Source organism: Streptomyces sp. NPDC107517 (assembly GCF_055582645.1).
Genome location: NZ_JBVJPM010000027.1, coordinates 19227 through 42830, shown reverse-complemented (window position 1 = coordinate 42830; position 23604 = coordinate 19227). Strand labels below are relative to the sequence as shown.

19 protein-coding genes are annotated in these 23604 nt (G+C 69.3%); 18 read left to right on the top strand and 1 reads right to left on the bottom strand.

Going from position 1 to position 23604, the window contains the following annotated elements; translation table 11 throughout:
• Positions 1 to 95: 95 nt before the first annotated feature.
• The 3 genes from ACZ67T_RS37735 to ACZ67T_RS37725 all read left to right on the top strand — a co-directional run bounded on the left by ACZ67T_RS37735 (position 96) and on the right by ACZ67T_RS37725 (position 3830).
• A complete protein-coding gene (locus tag ACZ67T_RS37735; protein WP_469990422.1) occupies positions 96 to 1379 on the top strand; it encodes a geranylgeranyl reductase family protein in 1284 nt (427 codons plus the stop codon).
• Positions 1380 to 1558: 179 nt separating this feature from the next.
• Positions 1559 to 1885 carry a putative quinol monooxygenase gene (locus ACZ67T_RS37730; protein ID WP_469990421.1) on the top strand — a complete coding sequence of 109 codons (327 nt, stop codon included), beginning with the start codon at positions 1559 to 1561 and terminating at the stop codon, positions 1883 to 1885.
• Positions 1886 to 2027: 142 nt separating this feature from the next.
• On the top strand, positions 2028 to 3830 hold the full coding sequence (locus tag ACZ67T_RS37725) for a hydroxysqualene dehydroxylase (protein WP_469990420.1): 1803 nt from the start codon (positions 2028 to 2030) through the stop codon (positions 3828 to 3830).
• 86 nt (positions 3831 to 3916) lie between these two features.
• On the opposite strand, the gene ACZ67T_RS37720 is transcribed toward ACZ67T_RS37725, so the two are convergent.
• Positions 3917 to 4723: a C40 family peptidase gene (locus ACZ67T_RS37720; protein WP_469990418.1), complete on the bottom strand. Its 807-nt coding sequence runs from the start codon at positions 4721 to 4723 to the stop codon at positions 3917 to 3919.
• Between the two features lie 714 nt (positions 4724 to 5437).
• Here ACZ67T_RS37720 and ACZ67T_RS37715 point away from each other — a divergent pair.
• The 15 genes from ACZ67T_RS37715 to recQ all read left to right on the top strand — a co-directional run bounded on the left by ACZ67T_RS37715 (position 5438) and on the right by recQ (position 23595).
• Positions 5438 to 5797 (top strand): NADH-quinone oxidoreductase subunit A, encoded by a 360-nt coding sequence (locus tag ACZ67T_RS37715; protein ID WP_007383963.1) that lies wholly within the window; start codon positions 5438 to 5440, stop codon positions 5795 to 5797.
• Positions 5798 to 5810: 13 nt separating this feature from the next.
• Positions 5811 to 6365: a NuoB/complex I 20 kDa subunit family protein gene (locus ACZ67T_RS37710; RefSeq protein WP_006133126.1), complete on the top strand. Its 555-nt coding sequence runs from the start codon at positions 5811 to 5813 to the stop codon at positions 6363 to 6365.
• Entirely contained in the window at positions 6362 to 7102 is a 741-nt protein-coding gene (locus ACZ67T_RS37705) for an NADH-quinone oxidoreductase subunit C (protein ID WP_100598024.1), read from the top strand. Before ACZ67T_RS37710 ends, ACZ67T_RS37705 begins: the two co-directional genes overlap by 4 nt.
• Positions 7102 to 8436: an NADH-quinone oxidoreductase subunit D gene (locus ACZ67T_RS37700; RefSeq protein WP_469990415.1), complete on the top strand. Its 1335-nt coding sequence runs from the start codon at positions 7102 to 7104 to the stop codon at positions 8434 to 8436. The genes ACZ67T_RS37705 and ACZ67T_RS37700 overlap by 1 nt, the downstream gene beginning before the upstream one ends.
• Positions 8433 to 9311, top strand: coding sequence for an NADH-quinone oxidoreductase subunit NuoE (nuoE, locus tag ACZ67T_RS37695; RefSeq protein WP_469990414.1), 879 nt, complete (start codon positions 8433 to 8435; stop codon positions 9309 to 9311). Before ACZ67T_RS37700 ends, nuoE begins: the two co-directional genes overlap by 4 nt.
• Entirely contained in the window at positions 9308 to 10663 is a 1356-nt protein-coding gene (nuoF, locus tag ACZ67T_RS37690; protein ID WP_469990412.1) for an NADH-quinone oxidoreductase subunit NuoF, read from the top strand. Before nuoE ends, nuoF begins: the two co-directional genes overlap by 4 nt.
• Positions 10660 to 13158, top strand: coding sequence for an NADH-quinone oxidoreductase subunit G (locus ACZ67T_RS37685; RefSeq protein WP_469990410.1), 2499 nt, complete (start codon positions 10660 to 10662; stop codon positions 13156 to 13158). The genes nuoF and ACZ67T_RS37685 overlap by 4 nt, the downstream gene beginning before the upstream one ends.
• Positions 13155 to 14537 (top strand): NADH-quinone oxidoreductase subunit NuoH, encoded by a 1383-nt coding sequence (gene nuoH, locus ACZ67T_RS37680; protein ID WP_469990408.1) that lies wholly within the window; start codon positions 13155 to 13157, stop codon positions 14535 to 14537. Before ACZ67T_RS37685 ends, nuoH begins: the two co-directional genes overlap by 4 nt.
• The gene (gene nuoI, locus ACZ67T_RS37675) at positions 14530 to 15141 is read left to right on the top strand and encodes an NADH-quinone oxidoreductase subunit NuoI (RefSeq protein WP_326774580.1); all 612 of its coding nucleotides are present in this window, start codon (positions 14530 to 14532) and stop codon (positions 15139 to 15141) included. Before nuoH ends, nuoI begins: the two co-directional genes overlap by 8 nt.
• On the top strand, positions 15138 to 15962 hold the full coding sequence (locus ACZ67T_RS37670) for an NADH-quinone oxidoreductase subunit J (protein WP_469990406.1): 825 nt from the start codon (positions 15138 to 15140) through the stop codon (positions 15960 to 15962). Before nuoI ends, ACZ67T_RS37670 begins: the two co-directional genes overlap by 4 nt.
• Positions 15959 to 16258 (top strand): NADH-quinone oxidoreductase subunit NuoK, encoded by a 300-nt coding sequence (nuoK, locus tag ACZ67T_RS37665; RefSeq protein WP_100598032.1) that lies wholly within the window; start codon positions 15959 to 15961, stop codon positions 16256 to 16258. The genes ACZ67T_RS37670 and nuoK overlap by 4 nt, the downstream gene beginning before the upstream one ends.
• Before the next feature lie 14 nt (positions 16259 to 16272).
• Positions 16273 to 18174 carry an NADH-quinone oxidoreductase subunit L gene (nuoL, locus tag ACZ67T_RS37660; protein ID WP_469990404.1) on the top strand — a complete coding sequence of 634 codons (1902 nt, stop codon included), beginning with the start codon at positions 16273 to 16275 and terminating at the stop codon, positions 18172 to 18174.
• A gap of 5 nt (positions 18175 to 18179) precedes the next feature.
• Positions 18180 to 19751 (top strand): NADH-quinone oxidoreductase subunit M, encoded by a 1572-nt coding sequence (locus ACZ67T_RS37655; RefSeq protein WP_469990402.1) that lies wholly within the window; start codon positions 18180 to 18182, stop codon positions 19749 to 19751.
• A complete protein-coding gene (nuoN, locus tag ACZ67T_RS37650; protein WP_469990401.1) occupies positions 19748 to 21397 on the top strand; it encodes an NADH-quinone oxidoreductase subunit NuoN in 1650 nt (549 codons plus the stop codon). Before ACZ67T_RS37655 ends, nuoN begins: the two co-directional genes overlap by 4 nt.
• Before the next feature lie 206 nt (positions 21398 to 21603).
• On the top strand, positions 21604 to 23595 hold the full coding sequence (gene recQ, locus ACZ67T_RS37645) for a DNA helicase RecQ (protein ID WP_469990399.1): 1992 nt from the start codon (positions 21604 to 21606) through the stop codon (positions 23593 to 23595).
• The last annotated feature ends 9 nt before the right edge of the window (positions 23596 to 23604 follow it).

Genomic DNA, 23604 nt, shown 5'->3' with positions numbered 1-23604 from the left:
GCGGCCCTTCGGCTGGGTGATCAGTACCGCTGCATAGACTGCCCACATCCGGTGCCGTGCGGCACGCAGATTTCGAGTCTTCGGGAGAACCCGCCGTGACCGAGCCCCTCTCCGAGCACAGCGCAGATGTGATCGTCGTCGGGGCCGGGCCAGCCGGTTCGACGACCGCGTACTACCTGGCCAAGGCCGGACTCGACGTCCTCCTTCTTGAGAAGACCGCGTTCCCCCGGGAAAAGGTGTGCGGCGACGGCCTCACCCCGCGCGCCACCAAGCAGCTCGTGTCGATGGGCATCGACATCTCCGAAGAGGCGGGCTGGCTGCGCAACAAGGGCCTGCGGATCATCGGCGGCGGCGTCCGGCTCCAGCTGGACTGGCCGGATCTCGCCTCCTACCCGGACTACGGACTCGTCCGCAAGCGCGACGACTTCGACGAGCAGCTCGCCCGTCAGGCGCAGAAGGCGGGCGCGCGCCTGTACGAGCGCTGCAACGTCGGCGCCCCGATCATCGACGACCGCACGGGCCGCATCACCGGCGTCAACGCCAAGCTCGGCGAGGAGAAGCGCGAAGTCACCTTCCACGCGCCCCTCGTCGTGGCCGCGGACGGCAACTCGACCCGGCTGTCCCTCGCGATGGGCCTGCACCGGCGCGAGGACCGCCCGATGGGCGTCGCGGTCCGCACGTACTTCACCTCGCCGCGCCACGACGACGACTACCTGGAGTCCTGGCTGGAGCTGTGGGACCGCCGCGGCGCCCAGGACCGGCTGCTGCCCGGCTACGGCTGGATCTTCGGCATGGGCGACGGCACGTCGAACGTCGGCCTCGGCATCCTCGACTCCTCCGCCGCCTTCAAGGAGCTCGACTGGCGCGAGGTCCTGAAGGCCTGGTGCGCCTCGATGCCGGAGGACTGGGGTTACACCCCGGACAACATGACGATGCCGATCCGCGGCGCCGCCCTGCCCATGGCCTTCAACCGTCAGCCGCACTACACCAAGGGCCTGCTCCTGGTCGGCGACGCGGGCGGCATGGTGAACCCGTTCAACGGCGAGGGCATCGCGTACGCCATGGAGTCCGGCCAGATCGCGGCCGACGTCATCGTGCAGGCGCACGCCCGCGCGACCGACGCCCAGCGCGAACTCGCCCTCCACCGCTACCCGAAGGTCCTCAAGGACACCTACGGCGGCTACTACACGCTCGGCCGCGCCTTCGTGAAGCTCATCGGCAACCCGAAGGTCATGAAGATCGCGACGCAGCGCGGCCTGACCCACCCGGTGCTCATGAAGTTCACGCTGAAGATGCTCGCCAACCTGACCGACCCGACGGGCGGCGACGCGATGGACCGCATCATCAACGGCCTGAGCAAGGTGGCGCCGAAGGCGTGAGCGGCCCGGACGCGCCCGGTCGGCGACGCCGGCCGTCGCGCTCCCCGGCGGGCCGCGGGTGCTCGCGGCGCTGCCGAGCCTCTCGGCGCGGGCCGCCGCGTGGGCCCGGTTCTTGTGGCGCTCCCGCAATCACGCGCGCCGAACTGGCCGTGCGGGGCGGTACGGAGCACCCTGGCTGCATGATTTTCATCGCCGTGAAGTTCACCGCCCGGCCCGAGTACGCCGACTCCTGGCTGGAGCGCACCGCCGATTTCACCCGCGCCACGCGCGCCGAGGAGGGCAACCTCTTCTTCGACTGGTCCCGCAGCGTCGAGGACCCGCACCAGTACGTCCTCCTGGAGGGCTTCCGGGACGGCGACGCGGGCGCCGCGCACGTCGGCTCCGCCCACTTCAAGGCCGGTCTCGACACCATCGCCCCGCTCATCGCCACCACCCCGGAGATCATCAACGCCGACATCCCGAACGAGGGTTGGGGCCCGATGGGTGAGCTGGCGCCGCGGGGCTGAGAGTCTTCACAGGCTCTGAAGGCCCGGTGGAGCCTGTAGAGGTCCTGTGCGTGCCCGTACGCGTCCGATGACGTTTTTATCCCGAATCCCTAGTCTGACGCATCCATGTCAGGCACGGCGCTCAAGCCCAGGGGGGCACGGGATGACCGCACGGCACCAGGGACCGACCCGGCGAGGACTCATCGCGGGAGCCGGGGGAGCGGCGGCCGGCGCCGCCCTGTGGCCCGCACCCGCATTCGCCGAGGGCGCCGCACGCACCCGTGTGGCCGTCCTCGGCGGCGGCGTCTCCGGCCTCTCCGCCGCCCAGGAACTCGCCGAGCGGGGCTACGCGGTGACGGTCCACGAGTACTACGACGTCCTCGGCGGCAAGGCCCGCTCCATGGACGTACCGGGGACCGGGACGGGTGGCCGGGCGCCGCTTCCCGGCGAACACGGGTTCCGGTTCTTCCCCGGCTTCTACCGGAACCTGCCCGACACGATGCGCCGCATCCCGTACGGGGATCAGCCCGGCGGTGTCCGTGCGAACCTCCGCAACGCCACCGAGGAGCTCTTTGCCCGCCAAGAGGGCCGCCCCGACCTGCACTTCCCCCTGCGTCGCGTCACGACCCCACCGCGTGTGGGCGATCTGACGACGGCCTGGCTGCGCGACGAGATCACGGCGGCCCTGGACACCGGGACCCGCCTTCCCGCGCACGAGGTCGCCTACTTCGCGAACCGCCTCCTCGTCCATCTCACCAGCTGCGACGCCCGCCGCGAGGGCGAGTGGGAGGCCGTGCCGTGGTGGGACTTCATCCGGGCCGGCGACTTCAGCGAGGAGTACCGCACGCTCCTCGGCATCGGCCAGACCCGCAACCTCGTCGCCACCCGCGCCCAGGAGGCCTCCACCCGCACGGTCGGCCGCGTCATCATCGAGGCGCTGATCCTGTGGGGCCTGCTCGGCCGTGGCCTCGACGGCCCCGACGCCGACATCGACCGCGTCCTGAACGCCCCCACGACGGAGGCCTGGATCGACCCCTGGCGGGCCCACCTCGCCTCCCTGGGCGTCGCGTTCGAGTTCTCCAGCGACGTGCGGGAGATCCTCTACGACGAAGGGACCGGACGCGTCACCGGTGTCAGGGTCACCGACCCCGACGGCGGGGGTGAACGGGTCGTGACCGCCGACCACTACGTCCAGGCCATGCCCGTCGAGCACGCCCGCCCCACCTGGGGCCCGGCGCTGCGGGCGGCCGATCCGCAACTGGCCCGCTGCGACAAGCTCCGCACGGACTGGATGACCGGGATCATGTTCTATGTGCGCCGCCCGGTCCCGCTGGTGAACGGGCACGTCAACTGCCTCGACTCGCCCTGGGCGGTGACCGCCGTCGGGCAGGCGCAGTTCTGGGACGGCCGGGACTTCGCCGCCGACTACGGCGACGGGCAGGCCGCCGACTGCATCTCCACGATCGTCTCCGAATGGGACATCCCTGGCATTCTGTACGGGAAGACCGCGAGGGAGTGCACACGTGAGGAGATCGTGGAGGAGTGCTGGGCGCAGTTGAAGGACGGGGTCAACGACAGCGGGCGGGCCCTTGTGGAGGACTCCGACCGGCTGTCCTGGTTCATGGACCCGGCGGTGACCGGTCTCGGCGGGCCATCCCCGCGCAACCGCGAGCCGCTGTTCATCCACCCGACCGGCACCTGGTACAACCGCCCCACCGCGCGCACGGCCGTCCCGAATCTCTTCCTCGCGGGCGACTACGTCCGCACGGATGTGGACCTCGCGACGATGGAGGGCGCCAACGAGTCCGCGCGGCGGGCCGTCAACGCCCTTCTGGACCAGGACGGCTCGGACGCCGAGCGCTGCCGGATCTGGGAGCTGTACCGGCCGCCCGAGCTCGAACCGCTCAAGCGCGTCGACGAGACCCGCTTCCGGCTCGGCCTGCCGAACACCTTCGATCTGGGCTGAGAGCGGGTGAGAAGGACCCGCGTACGACGGAGGCCGCCGCCCCCACGCGGGAAGCGGCGGCCTCAGTCGGCTGGCTGGGGGGGACCTCAGAGGAGGCGGACCGCACCGCTCGCCGGGTAGCCGGACAGGTCCTGGATGACGACGCCCTTGGAGGGGTTCGCGGCGTCCAGGTACTGGCCGTTACCGATGTACACACCCACGTGGTACGCCGAGCCCGCGGAGCCCCAGTAGAGGAGGTCGCCGACCTGCAGGCTGTCGAGGGAGACCGGGGTGCCGGCCGTCGACTGGTCCTGCGAGACGCGCGGCAGGCTGATGCCGGCCTGCGCGAACGCGGCCTGGGTCAGGCCGGAGCAGTCCCAGGAGTTGGGGCCGGTGCCGCCCATGACGTACGCGTCGCCGACCTGAGCCTTCAGGAAGGCGATGACGGACGCGACGCTGCCGCTGGCGGGGGCCACGGCGTCGGACTTCGCGGAGGAGGGGGTCGCGAGGGTCGTGCGCTCGGCGGAGCGCGACGCACGCGCTTCCTCGGCCTTGCGCTTCGCCTCGGCCTCGGCCTTCTTCTTGGCCTCCGCCTTCTTCTCGGCGATGGCCTGGTCCGACTTGGCCTGCTTCGCGGCCTTTGCGATGGCCTGGTCCTGCTCAGCCTGCAGCGCGTAGGAGTTCGCGGCCTGCTGGGTGGCGTCCGCGGACTGGGCGACCTGAGCGGAGAGGTCCGCCGTGATGGTCGGCATCTCGATGGTCTCGGTCACCGGCTCGGCGGCAAACGCCGGGCCGGACGCACCGGCCACTGCCAGGGTGCTGAGTACGCCACCGGCAACTCCGGCGCGCAGGGCGATTTTCGACGCGCTGCGACGGGGCTTCCGGTGGCTGGGTATGTGAGCGGTGTGGGACATGAGTACAACCGCTATCAGGGCCTCCATGGTTCCTTCAAGAAACGTGTGGTGCGCCACAGTTGTTGTGAGAACGTTCGAATCCCGGGCGCGGCGGCCTTTATTGACGCCGTAACGGGCAATACGGACAGGGCTGATCAAGCCTGTGATCATGGGCTTTCCGTAATACGCCCGAATTGCCCTGGGCCTACCACTCGTTGATACCGATGGCCAAGCCCGGTTTCCGAACGGTAACAGTCGACGTGACGCAGGTCACAAAGGGGTCGTCTTCGCGGCCGGACGCTCCTCGCGAGCGCATGCCCGCGTCCACTTACGTCCACACCTCTCCCCCTGATGTGTGAACGGAGCCCACTATCAGCCGGTTCTGTCCAGCGCCAATTTGCCTGGGTGCGCCACCTCTTGATAGTGCGCCAGCCCTGTCACCTGGGGTAACGCGCCAAGATGTCACGTCTGGTGATCACTCAGGCGCTTCGCGTGTGAAGATCACCGCTCATCCGACTTCATGATCCTTCGTCAGGTGGTGGAGATCACAAAGCTGTTGGCGCACCCCGTGTCGCAGATCACAGACCGGCAGGCATAGGATGCGGGGCAGTTGGGCTTGTGACCTGCTTCACATGTGAGCGATCTTCGTGCAACCGGGGGTGGCTTCGCGGGGAGCGGGAGGCGGGCCCCACGTATCCGCCAGCAGTCAGCGCCGACTGAGAGGAGCGAGGAGCGGTGAACGCGTATGCGCCCATCCTCGTACTGGGAGCCCTCGGGGCAGGCTTTGCGATCTTCTCCGTGGTCATGGCCACGCTTATCGGTCCAAAGCGGTACAACCGGGCCAAGCTCGAGGCCTACGAGTGCGGTATCGAGCCGACCCCCACGCCGGCCGGCGGCGGGCGCTTCCCCATCAAGTACTACCTGACGGCGATGCTCTTCATCGTCTTCGACATCGAGATCGTCTTCCTCTACCCCTGGGCCGTCACCTTCGACGCCCTGGGTGTTTTCGGGCTCGTGGAGATGCTGCTCTTCGTGCTCACCGTCTTCGTCGCGTACGCGTACGTATGGCGGCGCGGCGGCCTGGAATGGGACTGAGGGGCCTTAAGCCATGGGACTCGAAGAAAAGCTGCCGAGCGGCTTTCTGCTGACCACCGTCGAGCAGGCCGCGGGCTGGGTGCGCAAGTCATCCGTCTTCCCGGCCACGTTCGGCCTGGCGTGCTGCGCCATCGAGATGATGACGACGGGCGCCGGTCGCTATGACCTGGCGCGCTTCGGCATGGAGGTCTTCCGCGGCTCGCCGCGGCAGGCGGACCTGATGATCGTGGCCGGGCGCGTGAGCCAGAAGATGGCGCCCGTTCTGCGGCAGGTCTACGACCAGATGCCGAACCCCAAGTGGGTCATCTCCATGGGCGTGTGCGCCTCGTCGGGCGGGATGTTCAACAACTACGCGATCGTGCAGGGCGTCGACCACGTAGTCCCTGTGGACATCTACCTGCCCGGCTGTCCGCCGCGGCCGGAGATGCTGATGGACGCGATTCTCAAGCTCCATCAGAAGATCCAGTCCTCCAAGCTCGGCGTGAACGCCGAGGAGGCGGCCCGCGAGGCGGAGGAAGCGGCGCTCAAGGCGCTCCCGACGATCGAGATGAAGGGGCTGCTGCGGTGAGTGACGCGGACAGCAACGGGGTCAACCCCGAGAAGGACCTCAGCGCGGCCAACCTCCCGGGGCAGCGCGGCGACCAGGGCGAGGAGATCCGCGTCCAGCGCGGCATGTTCGGCGCCAACAACGGCGGCGACACCTCGGGTTACGGCGGCCTCGTCCGCTCCGTCCGGCTGCCGGGCGCCGCCACGCGGCCGTACGGCGGCTGGTTCGACGAGGTGGCCGACGAGCTGGAGGGGGCCCTGGAGGAACAGGGCCTCGTTCCCGAGAACGCCATCGACAAGACCGTCGTCGACCGCGACGAGCTCACGTTCCACATCGAACGCGAGTACCTGGTGCGTGTCGCCCAGACGCTGCGCGACGACCCGGCCCTGCGCTTCGAGCTCTGCACGGGCGTGAGCGGGGTGCACTACCCGGACGACAAGGGCCGCGAGCTGCACGCCGTCTACCACCTGCGCTCGATCACCCACAATCGGCTGATCCGTCTCGAAGTCAGCGCCCCCGACGCGGATCCGCACGTCCCCTCGCTGGTCGCCGTCTATCCGACGAACGACTGGCACGAGCGCGAGACGTACGACTTCTTCGGTCTGGTCTTCGACGGCCACCCGGCGCTGACGCGGATCATGATGCCGGACGACTGGCAGGGCTTCCCGCAGCGCAAGGACTACCCCCTCGGCGGCATCCCCGTCGAGTACAAGGGCGCCCAGATCCCGGCTCCGGACCAGCGGAGGTCGTACTCCTGATGTCTACTTCTTCTGCGGCATCGGCCGCTTCGGCGCGCGAGACGACCGAGGGGACCGTATATACGGTCACCGGCGGCGACTGGGACGAGGTCGTCCAGTCCGCGGCCAAGGCCGACGACGAGCGCATCATCGTCAACATGGGGCCGCAGCACCCGTCCACGCACGGTGTGCTCCGGCTGATCCTGGAGATCGACGGCGAGACGGTCACCGAGGCCCGCTGCGGCATCGGCTATCTGCACACGGGCATCGAGAAGAACCTCGAGTACCGCACGTGGACGCAGGGCACCACGTTCGTGACGCGCATGGACTATCTGACGCCGTTCTTCAACGAGACGGCGTACTGCCTCGCGGTCGAGAAACTCCTCGGCATCGAGAACGAGATCCCCGACCGCGCGTCGATCATCCGGGTGCTCCTGATGGAGCTGAACCGGATGTCCTCGCACCTGGTCGCCATCGCCACCGGCGGCATGGAGCTCGGCGCCACGACGATCATGATCTACGGCTTCCGTGATCGTGAACTCATTCTCGACATCTACGAGCTCATCACCGGCCTGCGCATGAACCACGCGTACATCCGGCCCGGCGGACTCGCCCAGGACCTGCCGCCCGGCGCGGTGGACCAGATCCGCGAGTTCGTGAAGAAGATGTCGAAGAACCTTCCCGAGTACGACAAGCTCGCCACCGGGAACCCCATCTTCAAGGCCCGTATGCAGGACGTCGGCTATCTCGACCTCACCGGCTGCATGGCCCTCGGCGCCACCGGACCGATCCTGCGCTCGGCGGGCCTCCCGCACGACCTGCGCAAGTCGCAGCCGTACTGCGGTTACGAGAACTACGACTTCGAGGTCCCGACCGCGGACACCTGCGACTCCTACGGACGCTTCCTGATCCGCCTGGAGGAGATGCGGCAGTCGCTGCGCATCGTCGAGCAGTGCCTGGACCGGCTCGCCCCGGGCCCGGTCATGGTCGCCGACAAGAAGATCGCCTGGCCGGCGCAGCTCGCGCTCGGCCCGGACGGCCTCGGCAACTCGCTCGACCACATCAAGCAGATCATGGGCACCTCCATGGAGTCCCTGATCCACCACTTCAAGCTGGTGACCGAGGGCTTCCGGGTCCCCGCCGGGCAGGCGTACTCCGCCGTCGAATCCCCCAAGGGGGAGCTCGGGGTGCACGTCGTGTCCGACGGCGGCACCCGCCCCTACCGGGTCCACTACCGCGACCCCTCCTTCACCAACCTTCAGGCCATGGCGGCGATGTGCGAGGGCGGCCAGGTCGCCGACGTCATCGTCGCCGTCGCGTCCATCGACCCCGTGATGGGAGGCGTCGACCGGTGACCACCACTCCTTCCGAGCAGGGCCAGGGCGTCAGCCTGGGCATGCCCCAACTGCCCGCGCCCGACTACCCGGACGACGTCCGAGCCCGCCTCGAGACGGACGCGCGCGAGATCATCGCCCGCTACCCGGATTCCCGCTCCGCGCTCCTCCCGCTGCTGCACCTCGTGCAGTCGCAGGAGGGGCATGTCACGCGCACGGGCATGCAGTTCTGCGCCGACGTGCTGGGCCTGACCACCGCCGAGGTCACCGCCGTCGCGACGTTCTACACGATGTACCGGCGCAAGCCGAGCGGTGACTACCAGGTCGGGGTCTGCACGAACACGCTGTGCGCCGTGATGGGCGGCGACGCCATCTTCGAGGCCCTCCAGGAGCACCTGGGCGTCGGCAACGGCGGGACCACCGAGGACGGCAAGGTCACCCTCGAGCACATCGAGTGCAACGCCGCCTGCGACTTCGCGCCCGTCGTGATGGTCAACTGGGAGTTCTTCGACAACCAGACGGTGGGCAGCGCGAAGCGGCTGGTCGACGACCTGCGCGCGGGCGCGCAGGTCGAACCCACCCGCGGCGCCCCCCTGTGCACGTACAAGGAGACCGCGCGGATCCTCGCCGGCTTCCCGGACGAGCGGCCCGGCGCCGTCGAGGCGAGCGGCAGCGCGGGACCTGCCTCGCTGATCGGCCTGCGTCTCGCCAGGGGCGAGGCCGCCCCCGCGCGCGTGGTCCATCCGCGGGACGGAGGTCCCCACGGGGACGTCGGCGACGCGTCACCGCACGACGCGTCGCCCGCCGAGCACCTGAGCTCGCACGACGCGCCCCAGGACACGTCGTCCTCCGATCCGGCCCACCCGGCGGGCCCTGTCGCCGAGGAGGGGGAGTGATGACCTTGGCAGCCGAGATCAACAACGACACCAGCCCCGAGAAGCTGCTCTCGCCGGTCCTTTCGGCGTTCTGGGACGAGGACAAGTCCTGGACCCTCGACGTCTACCGGAGGCACGACGGCTACGAGGGCCTGCGCAAGGCGCTCGCCATGTCGCCGGACGACCTGATCGCCTATGTGAAGGACTCGGGCCTGCGAGGCCGAGGCGGCGCAGGCTTCCCCACCGGAATGAAGTGGCAGTTCATTCCGCAGGGCGACGGCAAACCGCACTATCTGGTGGTCAACGCCGACGAGTCGGAGCCGGGGACCTGCAAGGACATCCCGCTCCTCTTCGCGAACCCGCACTCCCTCATCGAGGGGATCGTGATCGCGTGCTACGCGATCCGCTCTTCGCACGCCTTCATCTATCTGCGGGGCGAGACCGTCCCCGTACTGCGACGGCTCCACGAGGCCGTGCGGGAGGCCTACGCGGCGGGCTACCTCGGCGAGAACGTCCTGGGCAGCGGACTGAACCTCGAACTCACGGTGCACGCGGGCGCGGGCGCGTACATCTGTGGCGAGGAGACCGCACTGCTCGACTCGCTCGAAGGCCGCCGTGGCCAGCCGCGGCTCCGTCCCCCCTTCCCCGCGGTCGCGGGCCTCTACGCGTGCCCCACTGTGGTCAACAACGTCGAGTCCATCGCGTCGGTTCCCGCGATCCTGCATCGCGGCAAGGACTGGTTCAAATCGATGGGCAGCGAGAAGTCCCCGGGCTTCACGCTGTACTCGCTCAGCGGGCACGTCACCAACCCCGGCCAGTACGAGGCGCCGCTCGGCATCACGCTGCGCCAGCTCCTCGACATGAGCGGAGGCATGCGTCCGGGGCACCGCCTCAAGTTCTGGACGCCCGGCGGCAGTTCCACCCCGATGTTCACCGACGAGCACCTCGACGTGCCCCTCGACTACGAGGGCGTCGGCGCCGCGGGATCGATGCTCGGCACGAAGGCGCTCCAGTGCTTCGACGAGACGACCTGCGTCGTGCGGGCGGTCACCCGCTGGACCGAGTTCTACGCCCACGAGTCCTGCGGCAAGTGCACACCGTGCCGTGAAGGGACCTACTGGCTCGTGCAGTTGCTGCGCGACATCGAGGCCGGCAAGGGCTCGATGAGCGACCTCGACAAGCTGAACGACATCGCCGACAACATCAACGGCAAGTCGTTCTGCGCGCTCGGCGACGGCGCCGCGTCCCCGATCTTCTCCTCGCTCAAGTACTTCCGCGAGGAGTACGAGCAGCACATCACGGGCAAGGGCTGCCCCTTCGACCCCGCCAAGTCGACCGCTTGGGCGGACCAGCGCACGGAGGTGAACGCATGACGGTAACCACAGGCGCTCCCTCCGGGGGCGGTGAGGCGGCGGTGCCGCCGGAAGATCTCGTCTCGCTGACGATCGACGGCATCGGGATCAGCGTGCCCAAGGGCACGCTGGTGATCCGCGCCGCCGAAAAGCTCGGCATCGAGATCCCCCGCTTCTGCGATCACCCCCTGCTCGACCCGGCCGGCGCCTGCCGCCAGTGCATCGTCGAGGTCGAGGGCCAGCGCAAGCCGATGGCGTCCTGCACCATCACCTGCACCGACGGCATGGTGGTCAAGAGCCAGCTCAGCTCACCCGTCGCCGAGAAGGCGCAGCGGGGCGTGATGGAGCTGCTCCTCATCAACCACCCGCTGGACTGCCCGGTCTGCGACAAGGGCGGCGAGTGCCCGCTGCAGAACCAGGCCATGTCGCACGGCCAGTCCGACTCCCGTTTCGAGGGGAAGAAGCGGACCTTCGAGAAGCCGGTCCCGATCTCGACCCAGGTCCTGCTCGACCGTGAGCGGTGTGTGCTCTGCGCACGCTGCACGCGGTTCAGCAACCAGATCGCCGGTGACCCGATGATCGAGCTGCTCGAGCGCGGCGCGCTCCAGCAGGTCGGCACCGGCGAGGGCGACCCCTTCGAGTCGTACTTCTCCGGGAACACGATCCAGATCTGTCCGGTCGGGGCGCTGACCTCGGCGGCGTACCGATTCCGCTCCAGGCCCTTCGACCTCGTGTCCTCGCACAGCGTGTGCGAGCACTGCGCGGGCGGCTGTGCGACCCGCACGGACCACCGGCGCGGCAAGGTCATGCGGCGCCTCGCGGCGCCGGACCCGGAGGTCAACGAGGAGTGGGTCTGCGACAAGGGCCGCTTCGGGTTCCGTTACGCGCAGAAGCCCGACCGGCTGACCACGCCGCTCGTCCGTAACGCGGAGGGTGTCCTCGAACCCGCTTCCTGGCCCGAGGCCCTGGGCGTCGCGGCTCGGGGTCTGCTGTCGGCCCGCGGCCGCGCCGGGGTCCTGACCGGTGGCCGACTCACCGTTGAGGACGCTTACGCGTACAGCAAGTTCGCGCGCGTGGCGCTCGACACGAACGACATCGACTTCCGCGCGCGCGTGCACAGCAGCGAGGAGGCCGACTTCCTGGCGGCGCGGGTCGCGGGGCGCGGGCGTGACCTCGACGGTGTCGGGGTCACGTACACGTCCTTGGAGAAGGCGCCCGCCGTACTCCTCGTCGGGATCGAGGCCGAGGAGGAGGCGCCCGGCGTCTTCCTGAAGCTGCGCAAGGCGTGGCGCGGGCACGGCCAGCGGACGTTCGGGCTCGCCCCGTTCGCGACCCGGGGGCTGGAGAAGGCGGGCGGCACGCTGCTGCCGGCCGCTCCGGGCACCGAGACCGAGTGGCTGGACGCGCTCGCCTCCGGCTTCGGCCTGGAGGACGGCGGCGCCGAGGCGTCCGAGGCGCTGCGTGCCGAGGGTGCCGTCATCGTCGTCGGTGAGCGGCTCGCGTCCGTGCCGGGCGCCCTGACCGCCGTGGTGCGGGCCGCCACGGCGACCGGCGCCCAGCTGGTGTGGATTCCGCGCCGGGCCGGGGAGCGCGGCGCGATCGAGGCGGGCGCCCTGCCGTCGCTGCTTCCCGGCGGACGTCCGGCCACCGACCCGCGCGCGCGGGAAGAGGTGGCCGCCGCCTGGGGAGTGTCCGAACTCCCGCACCGCTACGGGCGCGACACGGGCCAGATCGTCGAGGCCGCCGCCGGCGGCGAGCTGCGGGCCCTGGTCGTCGCCGGTGTCGAGGTCGCGGACCTGCCGGACCCGGCACGCGCGCGTGAAGCACTGCACGAGGTGGCGTTCGTCGTCTCCCTGGAGCAGCGTCCCAGCGAGGTCACCGACCACGCGGACGTCGTGCTCCCGGTTGCCGCGGTCGCCGAGAAGGCGGGCACGTTCCTCAACTGGGAAGGCCGGGCGCGTCTCTTCGAGGCGGCGCTCAAGCCCGACCAGATGACGCGATCCCTGGCGCCCGCCGACGCGCGGGTCCTCCAGATGCTCGCGGACGCCATGGACGTACACCTGGGACTGCCGGACCTGCGGGCCGCGCGGGGGGAGCTCGACCGCCTCGGCGGGTGGAGCGGGCCCCGCGCGACGGACTCGCTGGAGACGGCCTCGCAGCTGCCGCGGCCCGCGTCCGGTGAGGCCGTCCTCGCGGGGCACCGGCTGCTGCTCGACCAGGGCCGTCTCCAGGAGGGCGACGACGCGCTCGCCGGCACGCGGCACGCGGCACGCGCGCGTGTGTCGGCCGCCACGGCCGCCGAGGCGGGCGTCAAGGACGGCGACGTACTCGCCGTCACGGGACCTGCGGGGACGACTCAACTCCCGCTCCAGGTGACGGAGATGCCGGACCGCGTCGTGTGGCTTCCGCTGAACTCCACCGGCGGGGGCGTGGCCTCCGACACGGGGGCCGTGCCCGGCACGCTCGTCCGGATCGGTCCCGCGGGCATCGACGAGGCCAAGGAGGTGCAGTCATGATCCCGCTCGCTCTCGAAGACCTCTCGTTGTTCGGCCGCGATCCCTGGTGGCTGGTCGCGGTCAAGGCGGTCTTCTGCTTCGCCTTCCTGATGGTGACCGTGCTCTTCTCCATCGTGTGGGAGCGCAAGGTCGTCGCCTGGATGCAGCTGCGCATCGGCCCCAACCGGCACGGCCCCTGGGGCATGCTCCAGTCGCTGGCCGACGGCATCAAGCTGATGCTGAAGGAAGACGTCGTCGTCAAGCGCGCCGACAAGGTGGTCTACATCCTGGCCCCGGTCGTCGCCGCGATCCCGGCCTTCATGGCGATCGCCGTGATCCCCTTCGGGCCCTCCGGCAACGAGGTCTCGATCTTCGGCCACCGCACCACGATGCAGCTCACCGACCTGCCGATCGCGATGCTCTACATCCTCGCGGTCGCCTCGGTCGGCATCTACGGGATCGTGCTCGCGGGTTGGAGTTCCGGATCGACCTACCCCTTGCTGGGCGGTCTGCGGTCCTGCGCCCAGATGATCTCGTACGAGATCGCGATGGGTGCGGCGTTCGCCTCGGTGTTCCTCTACTCCGGGTCGATGTCCACCTCGGAGATCGTCGCCCAGCAGCATGACCGCTGGTACATCGTGCTCCTGCCGGTCTCGTTCCTCATCTACATCGTGACGATGATCGGTGAGACGAACCGTGCGCCGTTCGACATGCCGGAGTCCGAGGGCGACCTCGTCGGCGGCTTCAACACCGAGTACTCGTCGATCAAGTTCGCGCTGTTCATGCTCGCCGAGTACGTGAACATGGTGACGGTCTCGGCCGTGTCGGTGACGCTCTTCCTGGGCGGCTGGCGGGCCCCGTGGCCGGTGTCCACCTTCTGGGAGGGCGCGAACCACGGCTGGTGGCCGATGCTCTGGTTCGTCATCAAGGTCCAGCTGCTGCTGTTCTTCTTCATCTGGCTGCGCGGCACGCTCCCGCGCGTGCGTTACGACCAGCTGATGAAGCTCGGGTGGAAGGTCCTGATCCCGGTCTCCGTGGTCTGGCTGATGCTGGTCGCCACCGTGCGGACCTTGCGGAACGAGAACTACGACTTCGCCTCCATCGCCCTGTATGTGGGCGGCGGAATCCTCGCGCTGCTGCTGCTCTCGTTCCTCGTCGACATCTTCAGGGACCGCGGCGGCAAGGAGCGCGAGGCACAGGAGGCGGACGAACAGGCCGCGGCCTTCGACCCGATGGCAGGCGGCTTCCCGGTTCCGCCGCTGCCCGGCCAGACCCCGCCCGCCGTGCCGCGCCGACGCCCGCGCGGGGAGCGGGAGTTGATTGTCAGTGGCGGACCGGATACTGCCGGTGACGGAACCGGTGAGGGTCCTCGTGACGGAAAGGAGGCGTCCCATGGCTGAGGAGTCGACGGAGGGCGGGCAGACCAAGCCCGGCTTCCAGAATCCCGTGGCCGGCTTCGGCGTGACCTTCAAGGCCATGTTCAAGAAGCGGCTGACGGAGCAGTACCCGGAGCAGCCCAAGACCACGGCCCCGCGCTTCCACGGCCGGCACCAGCTCAACCGTCATCCGGACGGCCTGGAGAAGTGCATCGGCTGCGAGTTGTGCGCGTGGGCCTGTCCCGCGGACGCCATCTATGTGGAGGGCGCGGACAACACCGACGAGGAGCGCTACTCGCCGGGCGAGCGGTACGGCCGCGTCTACCAGATCAACTACGCCCGCTGCATCCTGTGCGGCCTGTGCATCGAGGCGTGCCCCACGCGCGCGCTGACGATGACGAACGAGTTCGAGCTCGCCGACAGCAGCCGCGAGAACCTGATCTACACCAAGGAGCAGCTGCTCGCCGGGCTCGAGGAGGGCATGGTCGAATCGCCCCACTCGATCTTCCCCGGCACGGACGAGCAGGACTACTACCGGGGTCTGGTGACGGAGGCCGCGCCCGGCACGGTGCGTCAGGTCGCCGTCTCCAAGGGCGAGAAGCCCGAATCCGAGGGGGCGGAGGCATGAGCCAGCTCGCCGCCGCAGCCACTCTCGCTGCCGGCACCTCCACCGGTGAGGCCCTCCAGTTCTGGGTCCTCGGCACGGTCGCCGTCATCGGCGCCCTGTGCACGGTCCTGATGAAGAAGGCGGTGCACAGTGCGCTGTGTCTCGCCGGGACCATGATCATCCTGGCGATCTTCTACCTGGCCAACGGCGCGTACTTCCTGGGCGTCGTCCAGATCATCGTCTACACCGGCGCGATCATGATGCTGTTCCTCTTCGTGGTCATGCTCGTCGGTGTCACCGCGGCGGACTCCTTGAAGGAGACCATCAAGGGCCAGCGCTGGCTGGCCCTGCTGTGCGGGCTCGGATTCGGGATCCTGCTCCTCGCGGGCATCGGGAACGCCTCGCTCCACCAGTTCATCGGACTGGGCAAGGCGAACGCCGGCGGGAACGTGGAAGGGCTCGCCGCCCTCATCTTCACGAAGTACGTTTTCGCCTTCGAGATCACCGGCGCCCTGCTGATCACGGCCACCCTCGGAGCCATGGTGCTCACGCACCGCGAGCGCATCGAGCGGGCCAGGACGCAGCGGGAGATGGCCGAGCAGCGTGTGCGCGAGGGCAAGCACCTGCCGCCGCTGCCCGCCCCGGGCGTCTACGCCCGGCACAACGCGGTCGACATCGCGGGCCTGCTCCCCGACGGCACCCCGTCGGAGCTCACGGTCATGCAGACGCTGCGCGAGCGCGGCCAGATCCGCGACGTGTCGGACGAGGCGCTCAGTGACCTGAAGGCCCTGGAGCAGCGCTCGGCCGAGCGCCTTGAGCGGACCGAGGAGGCGTCGAAGTGAACCCGGTCAACTACCTGTATCTCGCCGCCCTGTTGTTCACGATCGGCGCCACCGGCGTGCTCATCAGGCGGAACGCGATCGTTCTGTTCATGTGCGTCGAGCTGATGCTCAATGCGTGCAACCTCGCGTTCGTCGCGTTCTCCCGGATGCACGGCAATCTCGACGGCCAGATCATCGCCTTCTTCACGATGGTCGTCGCCGCCGCGGAGGTCGTGGTCGGGCTCGCGATCATCGTGTCGCTGTTCCGTTCCCGCCACTCGGCCTCGGTCGACGACGCCAGCCTGATGAAGCTGTAAGGGGTCGCTGCACAGTGGAAAACCTGATTGCGCTGCTGGTAGCGGCGCCACTGCTCGGAGCGGCCGTACTGCTGTGCGGCGGACGGCGGCTGGACCGTGTGGGCCATCTGCTCGGCACGCTGCTCTCGGCCGCCTCCTTCGTCATCGGCGTCCTCCTCTTCACCGACATGCTCGGCAAGAGCGCGGACGACCGCACCTTCACCCAGCACCTGTTCAGCTGGATCCCGGTAGAGGGCTTCCAGGCGGACGTCTCCTTCCAGCTGGACCAGCTGTCGATGACGTTCGTGCTCCTGATCTCCGGTGTGGGCACGCTGATCCACATCTACTCGATCGGGTACATGGAGCACGACGAGCGGCGCCGCCGCTTCTTCGGCTACCTGAACCTGTTCCTCGCGGCGATGCTCCTCCTGGTCCTCGCCGACAACTACCTGCTCCTGTACGTCGGCTGGGAGGGCGTGGGCCTCGCCTCGTACCTCCTGATCGGCTTCTGGCAGCACAAGCCCAGCGCGGCCACCGCGGCGAAGAAGGCCTTCCTGGTCAACCGCGTCGGCGACATGGGCCTGTCGATCGCCATCATGCTGATGTTCACGACGTTCGGGACGTTCGCCTTCGCGCCGGTCCTGAAGGCGGCGGAGGAGCACCAGGGCGGCGGCGCGACGCTGACGGGCATCGCCCTGATGCTGCTGCTCGCCGCGTGCGGCAAGTCCGCCCAGGTGCCGCTGCAGTCCTGGCTCGGTGACGCGATGGAGGGCCCGACCCCGGTCTCGGCCCTCATCCACGCCGCGACCATGGTGACCGCCGGTGTCTATCTGATCGTCCGCTCCGGCGCGGTGTTCAACGCGTCGCCGGACGCACAGCTCGTCGTCGTCATCGTGGGTGCGGTCACGCTCCTGTTCGGTGCGATCGTCGGTTGCGCGAAGGACGACATCAAGAAGGCGCTGGCCGGCTCGACGATGTCGCAGATCGGGTACATGGTGCTGGCCGCGGGCCTCGGCCCCATCGGCTACGTCTTCGCGATCATGCACCTGGTGACGCACGGCTTCTTCAAGGCGGGCCTCTTCCTCGGCGCCGGTTCGGTCATGCACGGCATGAACGACGAGGTGGACATGAGGAAGTACGGCGCCCTCAGGAAGTACATGCCGGTCACGTTCGTCACGTTCGGGCTCGGCTATCTCGCGATCATCGGCTTCCCCGGTCTGTCCGGCTTCTTCTCCAAGGACAAGATCATCGAGGCGGCGTTCGCGAAGGGCGGCACGGAGGGCTGGATCCTCGGTTCGGTGGCCCTGCTCGGCGCGGCCATCACCGCGTACTACATGACGCGCGTGATGATCATGACCTTCTTCGGTGAGAAGCGCTGGCAGCCCGACGCCGAGGGCCACGAGCCGCACCCGCACGAGTCGCCGAGGTCCATGACGATCCCGATGATCGTGCTCGCGTTCGGATCCGTCTTCGCGGGTGGCTTCTTCAGCATCGGCGACCGCTTCCTGCACTGGCTGGAGCCGGTCACCGAGCACAGCCACGGGGACGCGCCCATCAGCGCCACGACCGTCACCGCGGCCACCATGGTGGTCCTGGTGATCGGCGTGGTCCTGGCCTACCTCCAGTACGGCCGTCGCCCGGTCCCCGTCGTCGCCCCGCGCGGCTCGCTGCTCACCCGGGCCGCCCGCCGTGACCTCCTCCAGGACGACTTCAACCACGTGGTCCTGGTCCGCGGCGGCGAGCACCTCACCCGCTCCCTGGTCTACGTCGACCACACCCTGGTCGACGGCGTGGTCAACGGGACGGCGGCCTCGGTCGGCGGGCTCTCCGGCCGGCTGCGCAAGCTCCAGAACGGCTACGCCCGCTCGTACGCCGTCTCGATGTTCGGCGGTGCGGCACTCATCGTCGCCGCGACCCTGCTGATGAGGGCGGTCTGATAGCAATGTCCTTTCCTCTGCTGACAGCGACGGCGGTGCTCCCCGCCGTGGGAGCCATCGCCACGGCTGCCGTACCGGCCGCGCGGCGCACGGCGGCGAAGTGGCTGGCGCTGCTCGTCTCGCTCGCCACGCTGGTGCTGGCCGCGGTCGTGCTCGTGCGCTTCGAGCCCGGCGGCGCCCGCTACCAGCTCACCGAATCCCACTCCTGGATCAAGGACTTCGGGGTGCGGTACGAGCTGGGCGTGGACGGCATCGCGGTGGCGCTCATCGCGCTCACCGCCCTCCTGATGCCGTTCGTGATCCTCGCGGGCTGGCACGACGCCGACCCGCAGGAAACGGGAAGTTCGAGGTGGCGCCCGACCCAGGGCTTCTTCGCCCTGATCCTCGGCGTCGAGGCGATGGTGATCATCTCCTTCGAGGCCACCGACGTCTTCCTCTTCTACATCTTCTTCGAAGCCATGCTCATCCCGATGTACTTCCTCATCGGCGGCTTCGGGGACCGCGCCCACTCGGGCAGCGACGAGAACGCGGCGGCCCAACGCTCGTACGCGGCCGTGAAGTTCCTGCTCTACAACCTCGTCGGCGGCCTCATCATGCTGGCCGCCGTGATCGGTCTCTACGTGGTGGCGGGGAACTTCTCGCTCCAGGAGATCGTCGCCGCGCGGGCGAACGGTTCGCTGCACATGGCGACCAGCACCGAGCGCTGGCTATTCCTCGGCTTCTTCTTCGCCTTCGCGGTGAAGGCGCCGCTGTGGCCGCTGCACACCTGGCTGCCGAACGCGATGGGGGAGTCCACCGCCCCGGTCGCCGTCCTCATCACGGCGGTGGTCGACAAGGTCGGCACGTTCGCGATGCTCCGCTTCTGCCTCCAGCTCTTCCCGGAGGCCTCGAAGTGGGCGACGCCGGTCATCCTCGTACTGGCCCTCGTCAGCATCGTCTACGGTGCGCTGGTCGCGGTCGGCCAGCGGGACATCAAGCGTCTGGTGGCGTACGCGTCGATCTCGCACTTCGGGTTCATCGTCCTCGGCATCTTCGCGATGACGAGCCAGGGCCAGTCGGGCGCGACGCTCTACATGGTCAACCACGGGATCTCGACGGCCGCCCTGATGCTGGTGGCGGGCTTCCTGATCTCGCGCCGCGGCTCGCGCCTGATCGCGGACTACGGAGGCGTGCAGAAGGTCGCCCCGGTGCTCGCCGGCACGTTCCTGATCGGCGGCCTCGCGACCCTCTCGCTGCCGGGCCTCGCGCCCTTCGTGAGTGAGTTCCTGGTCCTGGTCGGCACGTTCTCGCGCTACCCGGTGATCGGGATCATCGCGACCTTCGGCATCGTGCTCGCCGCGCTCTACACGCTCGTCCTCTACCAGCGGACGATGACGGGCCCGGTGAAGCCGGAGGTCTCGGCCCTGCCGGACCTGCGGGTGCGGGAACTCGCGGTGGTCGTCCCGCTGATCGCCGTGCTGATCTTCCTGGGCGTCTACCCGAAGCCGGTCACCGACCTGGTGAACCCGGCGGTCAAGCAGACCCTGTCCGACGTACACAAGAAGGACCCGAAGCCAGCGGTGGAGGCGGCCAAGTGAGCACAGCAGCCGTCCACAGCCTGTGGACAACGGCGGCCGATCCCATTTCCAAGATCGACGCGCCGAAGATCGAATACGGCCAATTGTCGCCCACCCTGATCGTCATCGGTGCGGCGGTCCTCGGGGTCCTTGTCGAGGCGTTCCTGCCGCGCAAGTCCCGCTACTACGTCCAGGTGTTCCTCGCCGTCGTCGCCCTGGCCGCCGCGTTCGCCGCGGTGGTCGGACTCGCGGCCGGCGGGTACGGCACCACGAAGGCGCACATCGCGGCCATGGGTGCGATCGCCGTCGACGGCCCGGCCCTGTTCCTCCAGGGCGTGATCCTGCTGACCGGCCTCGTCGCCATCTTCACGTTCGCCGAGCGACGCCTGGACCCGGAGGCGCACGGCAACCGCGTCGACTCGTTCGCCGCGCAGGCCTCGTCCGTGCCCGGCAGCGACAGCGAGAAGGCCGCCGTGAAGGCCGGGTTCACCACCACCGAGGTGTTCCCGCTCGCGCTCTTCGCGATCGGCGGCATGCTGGTCTTCCCCTCGGCGAACGACCTCCTGACGCTGTTCATCGCCCTGGAAGTCTTCTCCCTGCCGCTCTACCTCCTGTGCGCCGTGGCCCGCCGCAAGCGGCTCATGTCGCAGGAGGCCGCGGTCAAGTACTTCCTCCTCGGCGCCTTCGCCTCGGCGTTCACCCTGTTCGGCATCGCGCTCCTGTACGGGTACGCGGGCTCCGTGTCGTACGCGACGATCGCCGACGTCGTCGACGGATCGATCCAGAACATCGACCCGGCGCTCGCGGACACCATGGGGAACGACGCGCTGCTGCTCATCGGCGTCGCCATGGTCGTCATGGGCCTGCTGTTCAAGGTCGGCGCCGTGCCGTTCCACATGTGGACCCCGGACGTCTACCAGGGCGCGCCGACGCCGGTCACCGGCTTCATGGCGGCCGCCACGAAGGTCGCCGCCTTCGGCGCCCTCCTGCGGCTCCTGTACGTCGTCCTGCCCGGCCTGCGCTGGGACTGGCGGCCGGTCATGTGGGCCATCGCGATCGTCACGATGCTGGGCGGCGCGATCGTCGCGATCACCCAGACGGACATCAAGCGGCTCCTCGCGTACTCGTCGATCGCGCACGCCGGATTCATCCTCGCCGGTGTCATCGCCACCACGCCCGAAGGCATCTCGTCCGTGCTCTTCTACCTGGGCGCGTACTCCTTCGTGACCGTCGGCGCGTTCGCCGTGGTGACGCTGGTCAGGGACGCGGGCGGCGAGGCCACGCACCTGTCGAAATGGGCAGGGCTCGGACGCCGCTCGCCGCTGGTCGCGGCCGTCTTCGCGGTGTTCCTGCTCGCCTTCGCCGGTATCCCGCTGACCTCGGGCTTCGCCGGAAAGTTCGCCGTGTTCAAGGCGGCGGCGGAGGGCGGGGCCGGTGCGCTCGTCGTGGTCGGTGTGATCTCGTCGGCCATCGCGGCGTTCTTCTACATCCGGGTGATCGTGCTCATGTTCTTCAGCGAGCCGAAGGCGGACGGCCCGACGGTCGCAGTGCCCTCGCCGCTGACCATGACCACGATCGCGGTGGGTGTGGCGGTCACGGTGGTGCTGGGCCTCGCGCCGCAGTACTTCCTGGACCTGGCGAACCAGGCGAGCGTGTTCGTGCGGTAACCGCACCACGTACGGTCGTCACCGCCCGGTGTCCCCGCGAGGGGATGCCGGGCGGAGGCGTTTCGGGACTCCCGGCCGGAAGTGACTTCGCCCCCAGCCTGTGGATAACTTTTCGGGCTGTCGGTGCGGAGCCCTATCGTGGCAGCAGTGGTCGAACCACGAAGTATGGACGTACGGGGGACAGGGCGATGAATGGGATCGGTGGCATGAGCGAGGTGACGGAGCCCGGCGTGGCGACGGCGATGCGCGGCGGCGCGCTGGAGACGCTGCACCGCGTCTTCGGATATGACGCGTTCCGCGGCGAGCAGGAAGCGATCATCGACCACGTCGTGGACGGCGGGGACGCCGTCGTCCTGATGCCGACCGGCGGCGGAAAGTCCCTGTGCTACCAGATCCCGGCCCTGGTCAGGCCCGGCACGGGCGTCGTGATCTCGCCCCTCATCGCCCTCATGCAGGACCAGGTGGACGCGCTGCGCGCGCTCGGCGTGCGCGCCGGGTTCATGAACTCGACGCAGGACTTCGACGAGCGCCGCACCGTCGAGGCCGAATTCCTCGCGGGCGAGCTGGACGTCATCTATCTGGCGCCGGAGCGGCTGCGCCTCGACTCCACGCTCGACCTGCTCTCCCGCGGCAGGATCTCCGTCTTCGCGATCGACGAGGCGCACTGTGTGGCGCAGTGGGGGCACGACTTCCGCCCGGACTACCTGGCCCTGTCCGTCCTGGGCCGGCGCTGGCCGGACGTGCCGCGCATCGCGCTCACGGCGACGGCGACGCACGCCACGCACCAGGAGATCACCCAGCGCCTGGGCATGCCGGACGCGAAGCACTTCGTGGCGAGCTTCGACCGGCCCAACATCCAGTACCGGATCGTGCCGAAGGCCGACCCGAAGAAGCAGCTCCTCGGCTTCCTCAAGCAGGAGCACGAGGGCGACGCGGGCATCGTGTACTGCCTGTCGCGCAAGTCGGTGGAGGCGACGGCCGAGTTCCTCAGCCGCAACGGCATCGAGGCGGTCCCGTACCACGCGGGCCTGGACGCGGGCACCCGCGCGGCGCACCAGTCCCGGTTCCTGCGCGAGGAGGGCCTGGTCGTCTGCGCGACCATCGCGTTCGGCATGGGCATCGACAAGCCCGATGTCCGGTTCGTCGCGCATCTCGATCTCCCGAAGTCCGTCGAGGGCTACTACCAGGAGACGGGCCGCGCCGGCCGTGACGGGCTCGCGTCCACGGCCTGGATGGCGTACGGGCTGCAGGACGTCGTCCAGCAGCGGAAGCTGATCAACATGGGGGAGGGGGACGAGGCGTTCCGGCGCCGGGCGGGGTCCCACCTCGACGCGATGCTGGCGCTGTGCGAGACGGCGCAGTGCCGCAGGTCGCAGCTGCTCATGTACTTCGGGCAGGAGCCGCAGACGGCCGGCTGCGGCAACTGCGACACGTGCCTCTCCCCGCCGGAGACGTGGGACGGCACCGTCGCCGCTCAGAAGCTCCTCTCCACGGTGGTGCGTCTCGACCGGGAGCGCAGGCAGAAGTTCGGCGCGGGCCAGGTCATCGACATCCTGATGGGCCGGCGCACGGCCAAGGTCATCCAGTTCGACCACGACCAGCTCTCCGTCTTCGGCATCGGTGAAGATCTGAGCGAGGCCGAATGGCGGGGCGTGGCGCGGCAGTTGCTCGCGCAGGGGCTCATCGCGGTCGAGGGCGAGTACGGGACGCTGGTGCTCACCGAGGAGAGCGGGAGCGTCCTCGGGCGCCGGCGGGAGGTGCGGCTGCGCAAGGAGGCGCCGCGTCCCGCCGCGTCCCGCTCGGCCTCGCGCGACCGCAAGGCGAAGTCGCCCGCGGCGGACCTGCCGGAGCAGCTGCTGCCCGTCTTCGAGGCGCTCCGCGCGTGGCGCGGCGCGCAGGCGAAGGAGAACGGGGTCCCGGCGTACGTCATCTTCCACGACGCGACGCTCAAGGAGATCGCCCTCCAGCACCCGACGTCCATCGCCCAGTTGGGCACGATCGGCGGTGTCGGCGAGAAGAAGCTGGCGACGTGGGGCGAGGGTGTCCTCGAGGTCCTGGCGGGCCTGGACGGCGCCGGTTCCGGTGGCGGCTCGGCCCCGGCCGGCTCCGTCACCGGCGCCGCCACGGAGGCGGCGGCGCCGGAGGAGCACTGGCCCGAGCACGAGCCGGAGCCGGAACCCGACGACATCGACTGGTGAGGCTTCCTC